Annotated in this window: 14 protein-coding genes; 11 read left to right on the top strand and 3 right to left on the bottom strand. The window is 63.9% G+C overall.

The annotated features are described in order from the left end of the window. Window positions 1–35: 35 nt before the first annotated feature. Window positions 36–4160 (bottom strand): hypothetical protein, encoded by a 4125-nt coding sequence (locus EA187_RS16035; RefSeq protein WP_127780922.1) that lies wholly within the window; start codon window positions 4158–4160, stop codon window positions 36–38. An 85-nt stretch (window positions 4161–4245) separates the two neighbouring features. After that, window positions 4246–5637 (bottom strand): CCA tRNA nucleotidyltransferase, encoded by a 1392-nt coding sequence (locus EA187_RS16030; RefSeq protein ID WP_164856330.1) that lies wholly within the window; start codon window positions 5635–5637, stop codon window positions 4246–4248. A 169-nt stretch (window positions 5638–5806) separates the two neighbouring features. Here EA187_RS16030 and EA187_RS16025 point away from each other — a divergent pair, with 169 nt between their 5' ends. The 11 genes from EA187_RS16025 to EA187_RS15975 all read left to right on the top strand — a co-directional run bounded on the left by EA187_RS16025 (window position 5807) and on the right by EA187_RS15975 (window position 15940). Beyond that, window positions 5807–6442 carry a hypothetical protein gene (locus EA187_RS16025; protein ID WP_115607956.1) on the top strand — a complete coding sequence of 212 codons (636 nt, stop codon included), beginning with the start codon at window positions 5807–5809 and terminating at the stop codon, window positions 6440–6442. A gap of 319 nt (window positions 6443–6761) precedes the next feature. Continuing rightward, the gene (locus EA187_RS16020) at window positions 6762–7469 is read left to right on the top strand and encodes a hypothetical protein (protein WP_127780920.1); all 708 of its coding nucleotides are present in this window, start codon (window positions 6762–6764) and stop codon (window positions 7467–7469) included. A gap of 246 nt (window positions 7470–7715) precedes the next feature. Further along, window positions 7716–8372: a hypothetical protein gene (locus EA187_RS16015; protein ID WP_127780919.1), complete on the top strand. Its 657-nt coding sequence runs from the start codon at window positions 7716–7718 to the stop codon at window positions 8370–8372. A gap of 384 nt (window positions 8373–8756) precedes the next feature. Beyond that, on the top strand, window positions 8757–9320 hold the full coding sequence (locus tag EA187_RS16010; protein WP_115607949.1) for a hypothetical protein: 564 nt from the start codon (window positions 8757–8759) through the stop codon (window positions 9318–9320). 398 nt (window positions 9321–9718) lie between these two features. Beyond that, the gene (locus tag EA187_RS20885; RefSeq protein ID WP_127780918.1) at window positions 9719–10264 is read left to right on the top strand and encodes a hypothetical protein; all 546 of its coding nucleotides are present in this window, start codon (window positions 9719–9721) and stop codon (window positions 10262–10264) included. An 85-nt stretch (window positions 10265–10349) separates the two neighbouring features. Further along, a complete protein-coding gene (locus EA187_RS16000) occupies window positions 10350–10892 on the top strand; it encodes a hypothetical protein (RefSeq protein ID WP_115607944.1) in 543 nt (180 codons plus the stop codon). A gap of 115 nt (window positions 10893–11007) precedes the next feature. Next, window positions 11008–11598: a hypothetical protein gene (locus tag EA187_RS15995; protein WP_127780917.1), complete on the top strand. Its 591-nt coding sequence runs from the start codon at window positions 11008–11010 to the stop codon at window positions 11596–11598. A gap of 200 nt (window positions 11599–11798) precedes the next feature. After that, a complete protein-coding gene (locus tag EA187_RS15990; protein WP_164856346.1) occupies window positions 11799–12962 on the top strand; it encodes an acyl-CoA dehydrogenase family protein in 1164 nt (387 codons plus the stop codon). Window positions 12963–13169: 207 nt separating this feature from the next. Continuing rightward, the gene (locus EA187_RS15985; RefSeq protein WP_127780916.1) at window positions 13170–13844 is read left to right on the top strand and encodes a DUF1641 domain-containing protein; all 675 of its coding nucleotides are present in this window, start codon (window positions 13170–13172) and stop codon (window positions 13842–13844) included. A gap of 48 nt (window positions 13845–13892) precedes the next feature. Beyond that, window positions 13893–15080: an NAD(P)/FAD-dependent oxidoreductase gene (locus tag EA187_RS15980; protein WP_115607937.1), complete on the top strand. Its 1188-nt coding sequence runs from the start codon at window positions 13893–13895 to the stop codon at window positions 15078–15080. Between the two features lie 170 nt (window positions 15081–15250). Next, entirely contained in the window at window positions 15251–15940 is a 690-nt protein-coding gene (locus EA187_RS15975; RefSeq protein WP_127780915.1) for a DNA alkylation repair protein, read from the top strand. Window positions 15941–16384: 444 nt separating this feature from the next. Here EA187_RS15975 and EA187_RS15970 read toward each other — a convergent pair whose 3' ends face one another. Next, window positions 16385–17179: a hypothetical protein gene (locus EA187_RS15970; protein WP_127780914.1), complete on the bottom strand. Its 795-nt coding sequence runs from the start codon at window positions 17177–17179 to the stop codon at window positions 16385–16387. Window positions 17180–17257 lie beyond the last annotated feature (78 nt).

Genomic DNA, 17257 nt, shown 5'->3' with positions numbered 1-17257 from the left:
TCTGAGTGCGAGGCGCGTCCTCTTACCTTGAATCGTTACTGCACAAGGCGCAGCACAACCTCACCCACAGGCGGATCGACCTGGGTGTCGATCATCATATCCGCCACCACCCAGCCGCCCTCCGGCCAGAGCATTGCCCGGGTAGAGAAGCCGTGCGCCGCCGTCCCCGACTCCAGGCTTCCGGCCAACGTCTCCACATTCCAGCCACCACCGGCAGCTCGGGTTGCGGCCATCAACCGATGGTTCGTCGCATCATGGAAGAAGAGGCGCACGCTCCCATCCTCCTCGCGGAAGATCGTCACATCATCGCCGATCGGCGCATCGGTCCAACCGCTGGCCGTATCGCGAATCCCGTCGACGACAAGCTCCTCCGCCCCGCCCGGCGCACGGTAGGCCAACGCCATCTGGTCAACCTTCATATACGCCGCGTGCACCTGATCGGCCTCATCCGGCACCAGGCTCGTATAGACCCCGGTGGCCTCGCCATACTGCTGCACGCTGCCCCACTGCCCCTGGGCATCGCGCCACAACCATGAGGCGCGCTCGGCCACGTTGTCGAAGAAGCCGACAAAGATACGATCGCCGACCTTACGCAGCTGCACATGCAACGCCACGACCGGCGGATGTGCCTCCAGCCCTTCCACCGGCGCACTCACTCCCTGATGAAGCACCTGCGGGGTCAGATCGACCAGCGCGTCCAGCGCCCCGTCCACCGGAATCTCGCGATAGCGAAGCTCCGAGCCACCCTCCTCAGTCCGCGCCACATAGAAGAGATGCAGCACATTCCCCTCGCGCAAGACCGCCGTCGAGAGCCCCACATCGCCATCCTCGTCGAGCACGCTGATCTCAAACTCCCAGCTCCCCGAAGACTCCACACCACGCGCGTACTTCAACACCTGCGCATCTTCATCGCGGTAGAAGACGTGCACCACCTCATCCTCATCAATCGCCAGCGCGGTATGCGTCCCCACCCGGTCCCCACCATCGGTGCGACCGCCACGCGGACCATCCACATCACCGCGAATACGGCCGCGGGTGGGCACACCGTCCACAAACATCCACTCCAACTCCAGACCGCCACGCGCCACACCCACCATCAAATCCTGATAGCGAAGGTTGAACGCACTCGCGGCCACGAGATCACCCTGGCTGTCCATCGAGCTGTACCCACCAAAATACCCCACCGGAATCGGAGGCAACTTCACGCATGCACAGCTCCCGCCGGTCACCTCACAGGCCGCCGGATCGGAGCTGCCCATGTTGGTGATCTGCGGCTCAAAGCCCGGCTCACAGGTCACATCGGCGCACCAGTTCGGAAACTCCGTGCAGCTGTTGCTCTGCTGGCAGCAGTACTGCGACTCACCACACCCCTCCGCACAGAAGCTCTCGCATACGCACTGATTGCCCTCGCCACAGGTCGCAAACTCACCCACGCCGCACTCCTGGGAGCAATCCGAAGGCTCCGAGCACCCGGCCAGGCATTGGCCACCCTCACAATAACCCTGCGGGCAGTCCGCGCTGCTCTCACAACTCAGCGGCACACACGCCCCTTCCACACATGATTCATTGCCCGCGCACTCGCTCGCACAGGCCTGCGCTGCATCATCACTGCATCCGACGGTGAGGCTCAAAAGCGCCACCATCGCCACAGCCCCGGCCACACGCCGGCGCAAACGCGCTGCCACAAGCAGCCCCACCATCAGCAGCAGCGCTCCGGGACCACCGCTGCCCGAGCTCGTCGCGCAGCCGCCTTCCTCTTCGCCGCCATCATCCTGACCCAACGCCTGACCTCGGGCGCCAAGTGTCGACCGCGTGCTACGCCCGGCCTCATCTCGCACTTCAACCTCAAGCTGCTCTTTGCCTTCCACCTCAGCGATCTCACGCACAGGACCCCAGGCGCTCCACGCCCCCTCGCCGCGCGCATCCAGCCAGCGCACACGCATCTCCAACGCCTGCAACGCACTCGCCGACTCGATCTGCACAAGCGCAGCATCCTCTCCCCAGGCCAACTTCAACTTCGGAGCGCTGTAATGCACCGTCACACGATGCTCGGTGGGCACCGACTGCCAACGCGCCCCCTCAGCCATCGCCCGCGCCCTCAACTCCACCTTATGCTCGCCCTCCAGACGCAACATCGGATCGGTGAACACCAGGTTCGGCCCCACACCCGCAAGCTGCCACCCCCCACCATTGAGGCGATACGCGTACTCATAGGCTCGATCCGACACCGGCATCCCGCTTTCAGTCGCCTGCACATCCAGCTCCACGCGAACCGCAGGGGCTTTCCCATACGCATGTGTGACCACCACAGTGGTCCCATGAACCTCCGAGCCCACCACCGACATCAACCCGGCCGACGGCTCGCTCCCCACAAACTCCAGGTCCGCAAAAAGCCCCAGATACTCATTGTTGTCGATCCCCCTGATATCATCATCATCCAGAAGCAGGCGGTAGCCCACAAACTCCGGCAGATCGATCGGATCAGCCAGCGCCTCGGTCAGCGCCGGAAGCGCAAAACCCATCAACGTCGGAAGCAGGTCGATCAACGCCTGCGCATCACCGGCGAGCAACTCGTCGTTGAGCACACGGATATTCTTGAGGGCGCCTTCGATGTCGCCGAGCACCGCAAAGAGCTGGCCCTGATCGTCAATCGTCACCGCGATCGGAAGCTCAATATCGGTACGCAGCGTAAACAGACGCGTATCGCGCTCCTGCACAAACCCATACATATGCAGGTCCACATCCTTCCAATCCAGGGTCAGCAGGCCCTCTTCTACCACGCGGTTATTCCCCTCGGTGCGCACCACATTGGCCCCCAGCACCACATTCGGAGCCTGCTGCGGCGCGAGCTGAATGCGCATCGGCGCATCTCTGGTCGAGAACACACTCAGCGAGGGCACAAGCCCGGCAATCGTGCCCGTCGAAAGCATATCGACCTGCGCCGAGCCCACCGACGCGCACAACCCGCCGCTCGACCACACCGACCAGAACATGTGCTGCAACGCCCGCTGACTCAGAGCCAGACCAAACATAAAGGGCGTCCCGTCCGGCTTCGTATCACTGTTGATCGTCGGCGAAGGTACGATCGGCTCAAACGAAGGCCGCGTCGTCGGATCCACCGGCACACACGTCTCAAACGTCTCCGGCTGGAAGCCCGCCCGCGCCGCCAGCGAGAGCCCCGTATCGGCCACCGCACGGTCTGCAAGCCGACCCGTCATGAAGATGTCGGCGATATCACCGCTGGAGAACTCCCCGATCAACGCACCCAGCTCAATCGCCCCCTCCATGCCCAGCATCCGCGGCACGCACTTCTGGTTCGCATCGTACACACACACCTGCGCCCCCTGATGCTCCTGACAGGTCGAGCCCGCCTTACAGGCCGGCTCTCCATCGCCACACACCTGGCAGACCTGCCCGGTCACCGCCTCCTGCACCGCGTTGTTGAGCTCATCGGCGATCAAACGCTTCAGCGTGTTATCGGCGAACGACGCCGCCAGCGTCGCGAGGGCAGGACAACCAAGCTCACTCCCGCCTCTCCCGCGCAGCGTGTAGTACACGCCGTTAACGTTCGCCTCGACCTCTCCCACCTCAATGCGCAAATCATTAAAAGGACTGAGTTCATCAACCCCGAAAGTCACAGGAATCTGCGCCGGCACCTGCGCCGGATCTCCCAACGACCCACCCACTCGATACAGATCCAGCCAGCAGGTCGGCTCCCCCAGAAACCCTAAATCCCCCTCCACCGGCAACGAATACGCCAGGTTCCCCACCGTAACATTCACCTCCAGCATATTGGGCGCCTGCGGGGTCAACGAGGCATGCTCAATCGTCAGATCCAGCTGACACCCCACGCTCCCATCATCACAGGTCGAATCTTCATGACAGAACTTGAAGTTGCTCGACTCTGTCGGTGGAATACAAAAACTCAACCCCCCTTCCTGCACCGCCCCGATCAGATTGGGCACCTCACTGGCCATAAACGAGAGCCCGTGACTGCTCAGACGCACCTCCGCGCTCACCGGCACCGTCTTATCGATATGCTCCTCGGGATAAGGCACCTGCGCGAACCCCTCCATATCGCAGCCACCATCACAGCCCATCACCACAAGAGCCATGCTCCATAGCATGGCGGGGCGCACCCAGCGTGTCTTCAGGCTCATCGTCATCTCTCCCATCGCGCTATCCTGATCCAGGGCCAGTCCATCCCACATCCCGTCGGGCGCACTCGCTCCATCTAAGGTGGTCTTAAGCCAGCTCCGGCCCGTCTTCAGGCGGATCCCGGCGCAAACTCTCCACGTAATATTCGGCCTCACGGCCACTTTCCAGAAGGCCCTCCACGATACGCTCTTCCAGCGCGCTCTTCAACCGCCCCACCAGCGGCGAAGGCTTGAGCTTGAAGGCGTCCATCAAGATGCGCCCGATGCCTTTGGGCAGCTCCGGCCGCAGCGACTGAGCCTGCTCCAGCACCTCGATCCTGCCGGCGAGCTCTTCGACACGCTCCAGAGCCGCCTCTCGCTTCTCCAGAGACGCTGTCGTCAAATCGGCACGTGCAAAGTCCAGCATGCTCTCCACATAAGGATCGAGCTCCCGCACAAGCCGCCGCACCGCCGGATCGGTCCACTCCCCGCTGTACTGCGGAATTCGCCCGTGCAACGCGATGATATGACGCACTTCTTTCGCGGTAGCCTTATCCATCTTAAAGCGCTCGGCCACCTCATCAAAAGCACTCGCCCCCGCCTCCTCATGACCATAAAAGCTGACGCGCCCCTCCTCTTCACTTACCTCCCGCGTCCACTGCTTACCTACATCATGCATCAACCCCGCCCACTTCAATGCATCCGACTGCGGGCACTGCGTGATCACCTGCAACGTATGCTCCCAGAGATCCTTATGATGCACCGGGCTCGACGCATGAAAATTTCGCAGCTCCGCCACCTCCGGCAAAATAATCTGCAAGAGCCCCACCTCCTGCAGAAACGCCATCGCCTGATGGATGTAGGGCCCGTGCAGCATCTTCGTCGTTTCCTGAAGCCAACGCTCACGGCTGATCTCCAGAATGCAATGCGCCCGATCCTCCGAGGCCTGCCTTAACTCCCCATCAATCGTGAACCCCAGCCGACTCTGAAACCTCGCCGCCCTCAAAATCCGCAACGGGTCCTCGGCCAGCGTCTCCCACGGGTCCCCCACCACCCGCATCACCCCTTTCTGCAAGTCATCGAGCCCACCGTAAGGATCAATGAAGTCCCCGGCGGCATTCATCGCCATCGAGTTGATCGAAAAATCCCGACGCCCCAGGTCCTGGTCGATCGTATCCCCGTACGTCACCACCGGATGCCGACTTCCCCGCCGGTAATACTCCGCCGAGCGGTAGGTCGTGACCTGACAATCCTTCGGATACCCCTTCTCCTCCGGCCCCCTGAGCACTGCCCCGATCGTCCCGAACTCCTTGCCCACCTCATAAAAGGGAAGGTTCGCCCCTTTGATGATCGCCAGAGACTCCTCCGGCAACGCGTTCGTACAAAAATCCAGGTCATCCAGCTCATCGATGGGAATGCCCAGCGCCACATCACGCACCGCACCGCCCACCAGATACAGTTCCTTGCCAGCCTTCTCAAAGGCCTCAAATAAGCGCTTCATCAAGCTCCTCTCGCACCCGTCATCCATCGACCGCTGGTGTACCCAATCCCCTTTCCCGCGGCAAACCCCGATCGTCGACGCATTGCGTCACCCTTGACGTCCTTGAAATCACTGCTAAATACCCCTCCTGGTTTGGATTCACTCTCACTTCAACACGCAAGGTTGTACGATGAACAAACTTCTCACCCTCCTCCTCGCCCTCTTCCTCGCCACCGGCACCTTCAGCGCCTGCGGCTCCGACGCCGACGAAGAGCCCAACACCGAAGCCGACGCCGGTGATGACACCGACGCCGGTGATGACACCGATGCCGGTGATGACACCGATGCCGGTGATGAACTGACGGACGAAGAGCTCGTCGCTGCCATCGTCACCTCCGAAGTCGCTTTCACCACCGGTCTCGATACCGCCTTTGACACCTACGACTGCAACTGCGCCTTTGAAGAAGGTGGCTACGCAGACGTCGAAAGCTGCCTGGCTGAGGAACCTCTCTCGGAATCCGAGCTCAGCGCCTTCGAAGCCTGCCTCACCACTGCGATCGCCGGGGCGGACACCACCGACGCCGATCTTGCCAGCTACGTCGCATGCGATAGCCCCGCCACGAGCACCCTGAGCGATTGCCTGAACGCCATCGACACCTCGGTCTGCTCCGAAGATACCGAAAACGCTATCTTCACCTGCGAAGACGACTTCTACACCGCCTGGGAAACCTGCGCCGCCGAGCCCGGTGCCACCTGGTACCAGGAGACCTTTGGTCCGGCCGTCGCCAACTGCTACGAAGAGTTCTTCCCGGCTCCCGCCGAGTAAGGCTTCCCGGCGCATCACGCGCCCCATAGCCTGAGCCTCCGCCCAGGGCTCCCCTGAGCGGGGCAAAAGAAAGCGCGTGCCAGACCTTCTGGCGCGCGCTTTTTTTATGCGCCCTTCTTTGCCCACCTCCTCTCCTGCGCTTCAAAAACCTTGACGTCGCAATACCGGCTGTTTTATGCGCCCACGTTCCGAATCCTACACGGGCTCCTGGCCTGTGCACGCCACGCCCGCGTCGCTCCGAAGCCTGAACGCCACGGAGCCTGATCGCACTCGCCCACGACCGGCTCGCTGAGTCCTCCCCCAACCCGGAGTCCTCCCCATGTCGAAAAACCTGCCCCTCATCCTCCTCCTGATGCTCGCGCTGAGCGCCTGCTCCCCCTCCTCCCAGCGTCGCGGCGTTCCCACCGGTCATGACGGCTCCATCGACCTCGGTGATGCCGGAGACGACTCCGACACCGACGACGCCCCCTCAGACCAGACCGACGCTGGCTCCCCCGACGATCCCGATACCGATGAGAACCCGGGAGACCAGACCGACGCCGGCACCCCCGATGACCCCGACACCGACGAGGGCGTGGACGTCAGCGCCCTCTTCGCCACCCTGGCGCAGATCGAGGCCGATAAAGCGCTGGCCTTCAACGCCTACCACCGCCATGACTGCGTCTGTAACCCGCATCTCTACGAGCCCCCCTTCGACACCTTCGAGGAGTGCATCGACGAAAGCGTCCTCCCCGATAGCGCCAACGACCGCGCCAGCCTGACAGCCTGCTTCAACGATATTCTCATCAACGGCATGTACGACTTTGAGGGCGATCTGGAGGCCTACGTCGCCTGCGAAGCAGCCAACTATCAGAGCTTTGTTACCTGCAACGATCCCATCGCATTCGGGACCTGTTCTGACGCCGTCAACGCCGACCTCGAAGACTGCTACGGTGCCTACGAGGAAGGTCTGGAGGACTGCAGCCTGGACTTCGATCCCTCCTGGGTCGACGACTTCTACGTCGAAGGCTACAACTCCTGCATCTAAACGGAACGCCTCCCTCTGGCCCCCGGGCCCATCGGCTCAAAAACGCTCGCCAGCTCACTGGCGAGCGTTTTTGTCATGTCCCCGCCCGCAAGCCTCGCCATAGCAACGTCGGACTCCCTCCCCACACGCCCCCCACGCCGCTACTTACGAAAGCTCGCCGGCACCCTTTCCTTTGCTCGTCAACGCACTTCCCCTACACTCCCACCACCAACGCGCCTCCCCCCGTCACGATGTGTAGGAGAACCCATGTCTCGCAAACTCGCTCTGCTCGCCAGCCTCGTCCTCATCCCCGCGCTCCTCTCGGCCTGCGGGTCCTCCGAGCGCCGAGGCTCCGCCACCGGCTACGATGGCTCGGTCAACGTGAACCCCGACAACGGAAACTCCGGCGGCTCCTTCGCCACCACCGTCGCCGACCTGCTCAGCATTGAAGAAAGCAACGACCTGGTCGAGGCGCAGGTCGAGTGCGCCTGCTCCTTTGACGCCTGGGGCTACAACAGCGCCGAGCAGTGCGCGGACGACATCAGCGACTCCAGCGGACTCGGTACCGCCATCAGCTCCTGCATCCGGCAGGTCGTCAGCGAACAACCCGCCCCCCCTGCCTCCCTCAACATCGTGATCGAAAACACCCTCGATGCTCTCCAGGCCTACGAGCGCTGCCTCCAGACCATCGACACCCAGAGCTGCGACGAAACCTCCATCGAGGAGGCCATCGAAGCCTGTGAAGACGAGCGCGACGAGATCGTCGACGGACAGACCTTCACCCCCGAAGACCAGGACTGGTTGCGCGATATGCAAGACGCCGTCGAAGTCTCCTGCTTCAGCACCTCCCCCGAGCCTCAGCCCGGCAACGGCGGCAACGGCGGCGGACAGGTCGGCGGCGACAGCGGCGACGGCGGCTTCTAAGACGCCACCTGCCCTACCGGCCTCATATCATCCCTGCTGCGCACCCCAAACGCTCGCCAGACGGCGAGCGTTTTTTTCTCCCACCTCGCCACCTCTATTCGGGCCATCGATAAGGCCTGCGCCCATCTCGTCTTCTCTTCTGCCTCAGACAACAAGGCGCTCCCTACCGACGGCATCTCAAGCTACGAATCCTCGCCCACGTCTGGCCGCGCCGCCCGGACAGCCCACGCGATACACTCCGACCGGCACCAACCTCTCTCCGTCGACTTTCCCCCGGAGCTCCCCCCGAATAGGGGTTCACGTCCTTTTACTTGATCGACACACTCAGCTTTCTAGGATGCCCCCATTCGCGATGACCCGGATATCCCAACAAAGGAGCTTACTATGTCTCGTAAACTGATCCTGCTGCTTACCCTCACTCTTGTTTTGAGCGCCCTGCACCTGGGCTGCGGTGACGCCGAGGGCCCCACCGCCGACCCCGATCCCACCCCCGACGAGCCGACCACCACCGAGCTCCTGGCCGAAGCCTTCACCAACGTGCAGCTGACCTACTTCGCCGACACCACCTACCAATGCGAATGCTTCCCCGAAGACCTGGAGGCCGAGTCGACCGCTGCCTGCCTCCAGGAAAACTCGCCGCCCGATGCCGACGAACTCAACGAGTGCTTCCTCGGCCAGCTCGCCGACCACCCCGAAGCCGACCAGGCCGTCCACAACTTCCTGGTTCAAGTCGACGAGCTCTTTGACCGTCATGTCGCCTGCGTCAACGCCATCGACACCTCCTCCTGCTCCCGCGACACCCTCGCCAGCATCCAGAGCTGCGGCGACACCGCCGGCGAAGAGCTTGATGCCCTGAACGAAGCCGCCCCCGAAGCCGTCATCACCTACATGGATGACACCGGCGAAATGCTCTTCAATTCGTCGTGCGGCAACCTCTTCGCCAACTAGCGGGTCGGGAGCAGACGCGGATGCCCGTGAATGCGACCGCCGCGCTACGCTCGGCGCAGCAGACCGGGCATCAACGTCTGCCCAACACCCCATACCCGCGCGGCTTCGACTCGCACCCCACACGCTCGCCAGATGGCGAGCGTTTTTTCTCCCCCGCTGCGACATGCTCACACACTGCGCGGGGTAGAGATTCGCCCCTCGTCGCCCGTCCCTGCATCGCTTCAAGCCACAGGGCCTTCTTCACCAGCCTGGCGAATGTTCCACCCGCCCCTTGCAGGGCCCGCTTCTTCTCCAGAAGATGAAGCCAGATACGCTCCCCTTCGAGGCCAGCACCGAAGCCTGCGACCCTCGCTTTGCGCTGGACTACCATGCGCCCTCGCCACACGGACTCGATACCGATGAACCCTCGCCAGCTTTCGACCCTCCTCCTGGCCACCTCCTCCCTGGCCTTTCTTCTGGCAGGGTGCAGCCCCGCATCCTCCCACACCCGCGACTCCAACTCCGGCAACTCACCCCAGTTTGCCAACGACTTCGCCGCCGCCTACACCCATCTCCATCTCATCGGAGCCGACGCCGACGCCTTCGACTGTGGCTGCTACTACGAAGAAGACGGCTTCGACTCCTTCGAGCAGTGCATGACCCGCACCTCCGTCAGCCACGCCGATCGCAACAACGTCATGCGATGCACCTACAATCTCATCCTCGACCTCCCCCCCGCCCCCGGCGGCGTGCATGACTATGTCATCCGCTACCAACGCGCAGACGCCTCCTACCAGTACTGCAAGAACCTCGGCGCTGATGACTGCTCCGGCGCCGAGTCCGAACGCCAATCCGACTGCCGCGCCCCCCTCGTCGCCGAGTTCGAAGCCCGGCCCACCGACGAGGCCAGCATGCGCTGGCTCCAGCTCTTCGACGACGCGGTCATGAACGCCGGCTGCTACTGACTCCCGCAGCCCTGGCGCGAACGCCTGCCACGCTTCGTAGAAAGCTCCGACAACGATACGCCCCCGACCCATGGATGCTAAACCAATGAACCCTCGCCAGCTTCTGGCCGCGCTCCTCGCCACCACCGCCCTGGCCTGCAGCGCCCTGGCCTGCACGACGCTACCAAACGCCGGTCAGGGAAACGCCCCGGACTTCGCTCACGAGGTGAGCCAGGCCCGCGCCCATCTGGCGCTGATCCACACCGACACCAACGCCTACCTCTGCGCCTGCTACTTTGAAGACGACGGCTACGCCTCGCCAGCGCGCTGCCTGGAAGCCAACTCCATAAGCCCCCACCAGCGCCAGGCCCTCACCGACTGCCTGACCCAGAGCGCCCTTCGCGCCCCGCCAGCCCCCGAGGGGGTACGCAGCTTCGTACGCCTCTACCAGCGCGCCCTCACCGACTACCAGGCCTGCCAGGAGGCCGTCTCTCCCCTGGAATGCAGCCAAAGGGAGTTCTCCCGACGCTCCGACTGCCGCGCCGCTTTCATCGAAACCCTGGACGCACACGACGCCGACCCGGCCACCGCACGCTGGTTCGAGCACCTGGAGCAGAACGCCGCCGCTGCTGGCTGCTTCACCCCTTGAGCCTTCTACGCTTCCTTCGAGGTTCACGTGCTTTTACTTGCTCTGCACGCTCATCTTTTTAGGATGCCCGCATTCGAAATCACCGACATGTGCCGACCCGCTCAAGGAGCCTTCTGTGTCTCGTAAACCGATCCAGCTGCTGACCCTCACCCTCGCGTTAAACACGCTGCACCTCGGCTGCGGCCCCACCGAAGGCCCCACCGCCGACCCCATCTCCATCGCCGACGACGAAGACGCCGGCCCCACCCCCGACGAGCCGACCACCGACGAGCTCCTGGCCGACGCCTTTACCAATGTGCAGCTGAAGAGAGTCGCCGCCACGCACTACATGTGCGAGTGCTTCCCCGAAGACCGACAACACGACTCAAGCGACGCCTGCCACCAGGAAACCGCTGCCCCCGCAACCGACGAGCTCCGCGAGTGCTTCCTCGACCAGCTCACCGATCACCCCGACGGCGACCAGGCCCTCTACGACTTCCTGGTGGAAGTCGACGCCCTCTTCGACCGACGCGACGCCTGCGTCGACGCTCTCGACACCTCTTCCTGCTCCCGCGACACCCTCGACAGCATCCGCGCCTGCGGCCGGACCGCGGACGAAGAGCTTGAGCTCGTCAATGACGCCGCCCCCGCCGCCGTCATCACCTTCATGGATGACACCGGCGCGCTACTCGTTAACTCGCCATGCCGCGACCTCTTCTCCAACTAAGCGCGCCCCCCTCACTCACCCCACCTCTCGCCCGCCAGCTCCCTGGCGGGCGTTTTGTTTCCCGGAACTCGCCGCGCTCACCACCCCGACTCATATCACCACTTTTCGCCCTCCCCTCCCTTTACTTCTCCGCACCTTTGTCCGAACCTTACGCCGCCTACTGAATGACCATTCACAACCCCCACCACGGAGCGAATATGATCGGCTACGGCTTAAGCGACGACCAGAAGATGTACCAGAAGACCGCGCGCGACTTCGCCCGCGACGTCATCCGCCCCGCCTCCGAACACCACGACCAGACCGGCGAATACCCCTGGGAAATCCTCACCAAGGCCTGGGAACTCGGCCTGCTCAACACGATGGTCCCCGCCGAGTACGGCGGCCTGGGCCTGGGCGCCCTCGAAGCCTGCATCCTCTCCGAAGAAATGGCCTGGGGCTGCACCGGCATCGGCACCGCCATGGAGGCCAACCAGCTGGCCACCGCCCCGCTGATCATGTTCGGAACCGAAGAACAGAAGAAGAAGTACCTGGGCATGCTCGTCGACGGCCTCAAAGACGACGGTACCCCGCACATGGCCGCCTACTGCGTCACCGAGCCCGGCGCCGGCAGCGACGTCCAGGCCGTCAAGACCCGCGCCGTCAAAGAGGGTGACATCTACCGCATCAGCGGTCAGAAGATGTGGATCACCAACGGCGCCAAGGCCTCCTGGTACTTCGTGCTGGCCTACACCGACCAGGACGCCGGCTACCGCGGCCTCACCGGCTTCATCGTCGACGCCGACACCCCCGGCATCGAAGTCGGCCGCAAAGAGATCAACCTCGGCCAGAAGGCCAGCGACACTCGCTCCATCAGCTTCGACAACGTCGAAGTCCCGGCCGAAAACGTCCTCGGCGGCAAAGAGGGCGGCGGCTGGGCCCAGGCCATGGGCGCCTTCGACAAATCTCGCCCCATCGTCGCCTCGGCCGCCGTCGGCCTGGCCCGCGCTGCCTTCGAGCACGCCCGCGCCTACTCCCTGGAGCGCACCACCTTCGGCAAGCCCATCGCTCGCCACCAGGCCGTCAGCTTCATGCTCTCCGACATGGCCATGAACATCCAGGCTGCCCGTCACCTCGTCTGGGAATCGGCCTGGCTCCACGACCAGGGTGAGCGCAACACCAAGCAGGCCGCCTTCGCCAAGGCCTTTGCCGCGGATATGGCCGTCAAGGTCGCCAGCGACGCCGTCCAGGTCTACGGCGGCTATGGCTACTCCACCGAGTACCCCGTCGAGAAACTCTACCGCGACTCGAAGATTTTCCAGATCTACGAAGGAACCTCCCAGATCCAGCGCGTCATCATCAGCCGCGAGATCCTGCGCGAAGCCTGATCGCCCCCGACGCCCACAGCGTCACCGGAAGCACCCGCAACACCCAGAGCCCCGTCGCGCCCCCCCGGGCGCAACGGGGCTTTTTTGCATCCGCCTGCCATCCCTCGCTGCTGTGCCCCCCGGGATTGCCCGCCTGCCTTCGGTGATTAGCGTGGCGCAGCACTCCGCCAACCCTCCCGCATGGCTCGCAAGTAAAGGAGCACGTTGATGTCCGAAACGCCCTCCCTCGATCCTGCCCCCCCCACCCACCACGACGCCCTGGCCCGCATCGAGGCTCGCCTCGACCGCCTGGAAGCCTCCATCGGCCGACTCACCGCCCTGCTCGACCAGGCCCCGGCCCTGATCGCCACCGCCGTCGACAGCGCCGACGACCACCTCCCGCCGGCCCACGGCGCCGACATCGACGCGCGACTCCGGCACCTCACGCGCCTGACCCTGCGCCTGACCGAGCCCCGCGTGCTGGCCACGCTCGAACAACTCCTGGACGCCGGCGAACAGGCCCCGGGCCAACTGGCCATGGCGGTCGATGTGGTCGATGACCTGGTGCAACGCGCCCGCGCCCGTGGCCTGGAACCGGTCGCGCTGACCGAAGCCCTGGCCTCCTCCGGCCTCACCCTGGCCACCCTCCTGCAGAGCCCGGAACTCCGCGCGCTGCTCGCATCCCCGGCCTTCGCCCCACACGCGCTGGCCACGGCCCACAAGGCGCTCAACGCCCTGGCCGATACCTCCCCGGCCGACGCCCCCCGGGTCGGAATGCTGGGCCTGCTCAACGCACTGCGCGACGATAACGTGCGCCGCGCTCTCGGCTTCGCCCTGGAAGTCGCCCGCGCCTTCGGTGCCGCCCTGGCCGACGCCGACACCCCACGCCAGCTTCCCGGCTAAACGCCTCGCCACCTTCGCTTCCCACGCTTGCCCCCTCAGGAGTTCCGGATGACCTCCCACTACAACATCCTCATCGTCGGCGGCGGGGCCGCCGGCATCTCCGCCGCCGCTCGCCTCGCCACAGCAGACGCCCCCCTGCATGTGGCCATCCTTGACCCCGCAGACTGGCACTACTACCAGCCCCTGTGGACCCTGGTCGGCGGCGGCGTATTTACCCGCGAGCACACCCGCAAGCCGATGAGTGAAGTGATCCCCCCCGGCGTCACCTGGCTCCAGGAGAGCGCGGCCACCTTCGCCCCCGACGCCCACAGCGTCACCACCACCGAAGGCCGCACCTACACCTACGACCAACTCATCGTCGCCCCCGGCCTCCAGCTCGACTGGCACAAAATCAATGGCCTCGACGGCCACATGGGCCAGGGTGGCATCTGCTCCAACTACGCCTACGACACCGTCAACTCCACCTGGGAGGCACTCCAAAACTTCCGCGGTGGCAACGCCCTCTTCACCTTCCCCAGAGGCACCGTCAAATGCGGCGGCGCACCCCAAAAAATCATGTGGCTCTCCGAGCACTACCTCCAAAAACAGGGGCTCCGCGACCGGGCCGATGTGCACTTCGTAAGCTCCGGCGGCGCAATCTTCGGCGTCGAAAAGTACAAAAAGGCCCTGCAAAAGCTCGTCGCCCAACGCGACATCCACACCCACTTCGGCCGCAACCTCATCGAGGTGCGCCCCGACGAGAAGGTCGCCGTCTTTGAGAGCCTCCATGGCGAGGCCCCCCTGGAACTCCCCTACGAGATGCTCCACATCACCCCGCCTCAGAGCGCGCCGGACTTCATCAAAACCAGCCCTCTGGCCGACGCCGGCGGCTGGGTCGAAGTCGACCGCCACACCCTCCAGCATACCCGCTTCCCCGACGTCTTCTCCGCCGGCGACGCCAGCAGCCTGCCCACCGCCAAAACCGGCGCCGCCATCCGTAAACAGGTCCCCGTCCTCGTCGCAAACCTGCTCGCCAGGCGCCAGGGCCGCCCCCTGACGGCCGCCTACCACGGCTACACCTCCTGCCCCCTGGTCACCGGCTACGGCCGCCTGATCCTGGCCGAATTCGACTACGACGGAAACCCCGTGGAAAGTTTCCCCTTCGACCAGGCTCAGGAGCGCTACAGCATGTACGCCCTCAAAGCCTACATGCTCCCCGAGATGTACTGGCACGGCATGCTCAAAGGCCGGGCTTAACGTTTCGGACCCCTGGAACGGTCGGCGAATGGCGGCTACCGGCAGGGATCGTATTCGTGGAAGGGGGGGAAGGATAGCATCCCCCCGCTACCTCCTCCGCTGGCACTCAGCCACCGCACACCATTCCGCCAGCGCCTCCCCTCTCCACAATCCCCCTCCCCACACCTCCTATGCCCTTCGACCCCACCCCCATCGCCTGCCGCGTCTCCCAACACCTCCAGGCACTCGCCGACCCCGATAACGCCGAGAAGATGGCGGCGTACATGAAAACATCCATGCCCTTCTACGGCGTCCAGGCCGGCCCCCGCGACCAGATCGTCAAAACACTCGCCCCCGACATCCACCTCGCCGACCACCACAACTACGTCGCCCTCATCGAAGCCCTCTGGCATCTCCCCCACCGCGAAGAAAAATACATCGCCATCCGCCTCGCCAGACGCTTCAAACCCTTCATCACCCCCGCCTCCCTCCCCCTCTACGAACGCCTCATCCGAGACGGCGCCTGGTGGGACTTCACCGACGAGATCGCCACCCACCTCGTCGGCGACGTCCTTAACCACCATCCCCACCAGACCTGGCCCACCCTCGACCGCTGGCTCCACGACCCCGACCGCTGGATCCGCCGCGCCGCCCTACTCGCCCAGAATCGCCTCAAATCCCACACCGACTCCGACAAGCTCTTCGCCTACTGCCTCCACCTGGCCAGCGAAGACGAGTTCTTTATCCGCAAAGCCGTCGGCTGGGCACTGCGCGAATACGCCCGCACCAACCCTGACGCCGTCCGCAACTTTCTAAACACCCACGCCGATACCCTCTCTCCCCTGAGCATCCGCGAAGCCTCCAGACATCTGAAGAGCTGAGACTCGCCCCAAAGCACCGATAACATAACTTTCCAAACATCAATTCTCGCCAGAAAGAAGTGATGTTTGGCCTCCCAAACTTAACTTCTCGCCAGCGAGAACCGCTACTCGGAACCCCGACCTCCACTTCTCGCCAGCCAGAACCACGACTCGGGACCCCGACCTCCACTTCTCGCCAGCTAGAACCACGACTCGGGACCCCGACCTCCACTTCTCGCCAGCCAGAACTGCTACTCGGGACCCCGACCTCCACTTCTCGCCAGCTAGAACCACGACTCGGGACCCCGACCTCCGCTTCTCGCCAGCTAGAACCGCTACTCGGAACCCCGACCTTCGCATCGCATCCACATCACCAGGCCTCTCCCCCAGGCAGCCTGACCGACCAACAAAAAACCCCTTCGGTTCTCCGAAGGGGTTTGGATAACTACGATGTCACGGGCCGCGTCACGTATCGACCACATCATCCGGCAATGAGGGCTCCATCACCGGCTCGGCCACCACAACCTCTGCCCCATCCTCCGCCTCGGCCGCATCGACTTCCGCCCTTGCAAACTGACGTGCCCCATACACATCACTGACGGGCGGCATCAACTGACCAAGGCTTCCATCACCATCAAGCAACAACGCAGCCTCTACAATCTGCCGCGCAGCGACGTAGGCGAGTCGGGCGCTATCTCTGGCGCTGAACAGGCGCTGCATCTGTTTGACCGAGCGGGCCTTCTGGCTGTCCGCAGCATCAAGCGCCTGGCTCAACCCCTCATACACGCCTCGCGACTCCACCACCACCTCGTGATTCGCACCCAACACCTGCTCCCCGTAGCGCAGTGCCCGACTCATCACCGAACGTTTGCGATCTACCCCGAGCACATTGAACGCTGAGGGTGCTTGCGGCATCCCACGATTCAACCGCCGCTTGAGCGTCTCCTTCTCAGACTCACCCTGGCTCAAAGCCACATAGTAATGAGCCTGCGACGCCGCATGAAGGCGCGCATATGCCCCCTCCACAGCCACCTGCGCCTTCGCTACTTCTTCCGCCGCACGCGCCGATGTCTCGTTCGCTTCCTGCGCCTGATCTACCGCCAGACGATAGGGCCCCAGCTTCGACAACATCAACCCCGACGCAAGCTCCAACGCCTCGCGCGCATACGACTCCTCCACACGCGCCGCCACCGGGGCAAGCCTCCTCGCACTGCGCTCCAACCACGCCTGCAACTTCATGTCGAACTTGGTCTCCGACATAGCACCGCTCCTTTTCCCTAAAGGACGCGTCCCGCCCATCCCCCAAAACGCCCGCAACCCGCCGTCCCCATGACGGCA

The organism is Lujinxingia sediminis, from assembly GCF_004005565.1.
Taxonomy (GTDB): domain Bacteria; phylum Myxococcota_A; class Bradymonadia; order Bradymonadales; family Bradymonadaceae; genus Lujinxingia; species Lujinxingia sediminis.
This window is presented reverse-complemented; position numbering and strand designations above follow the sequence as displayed.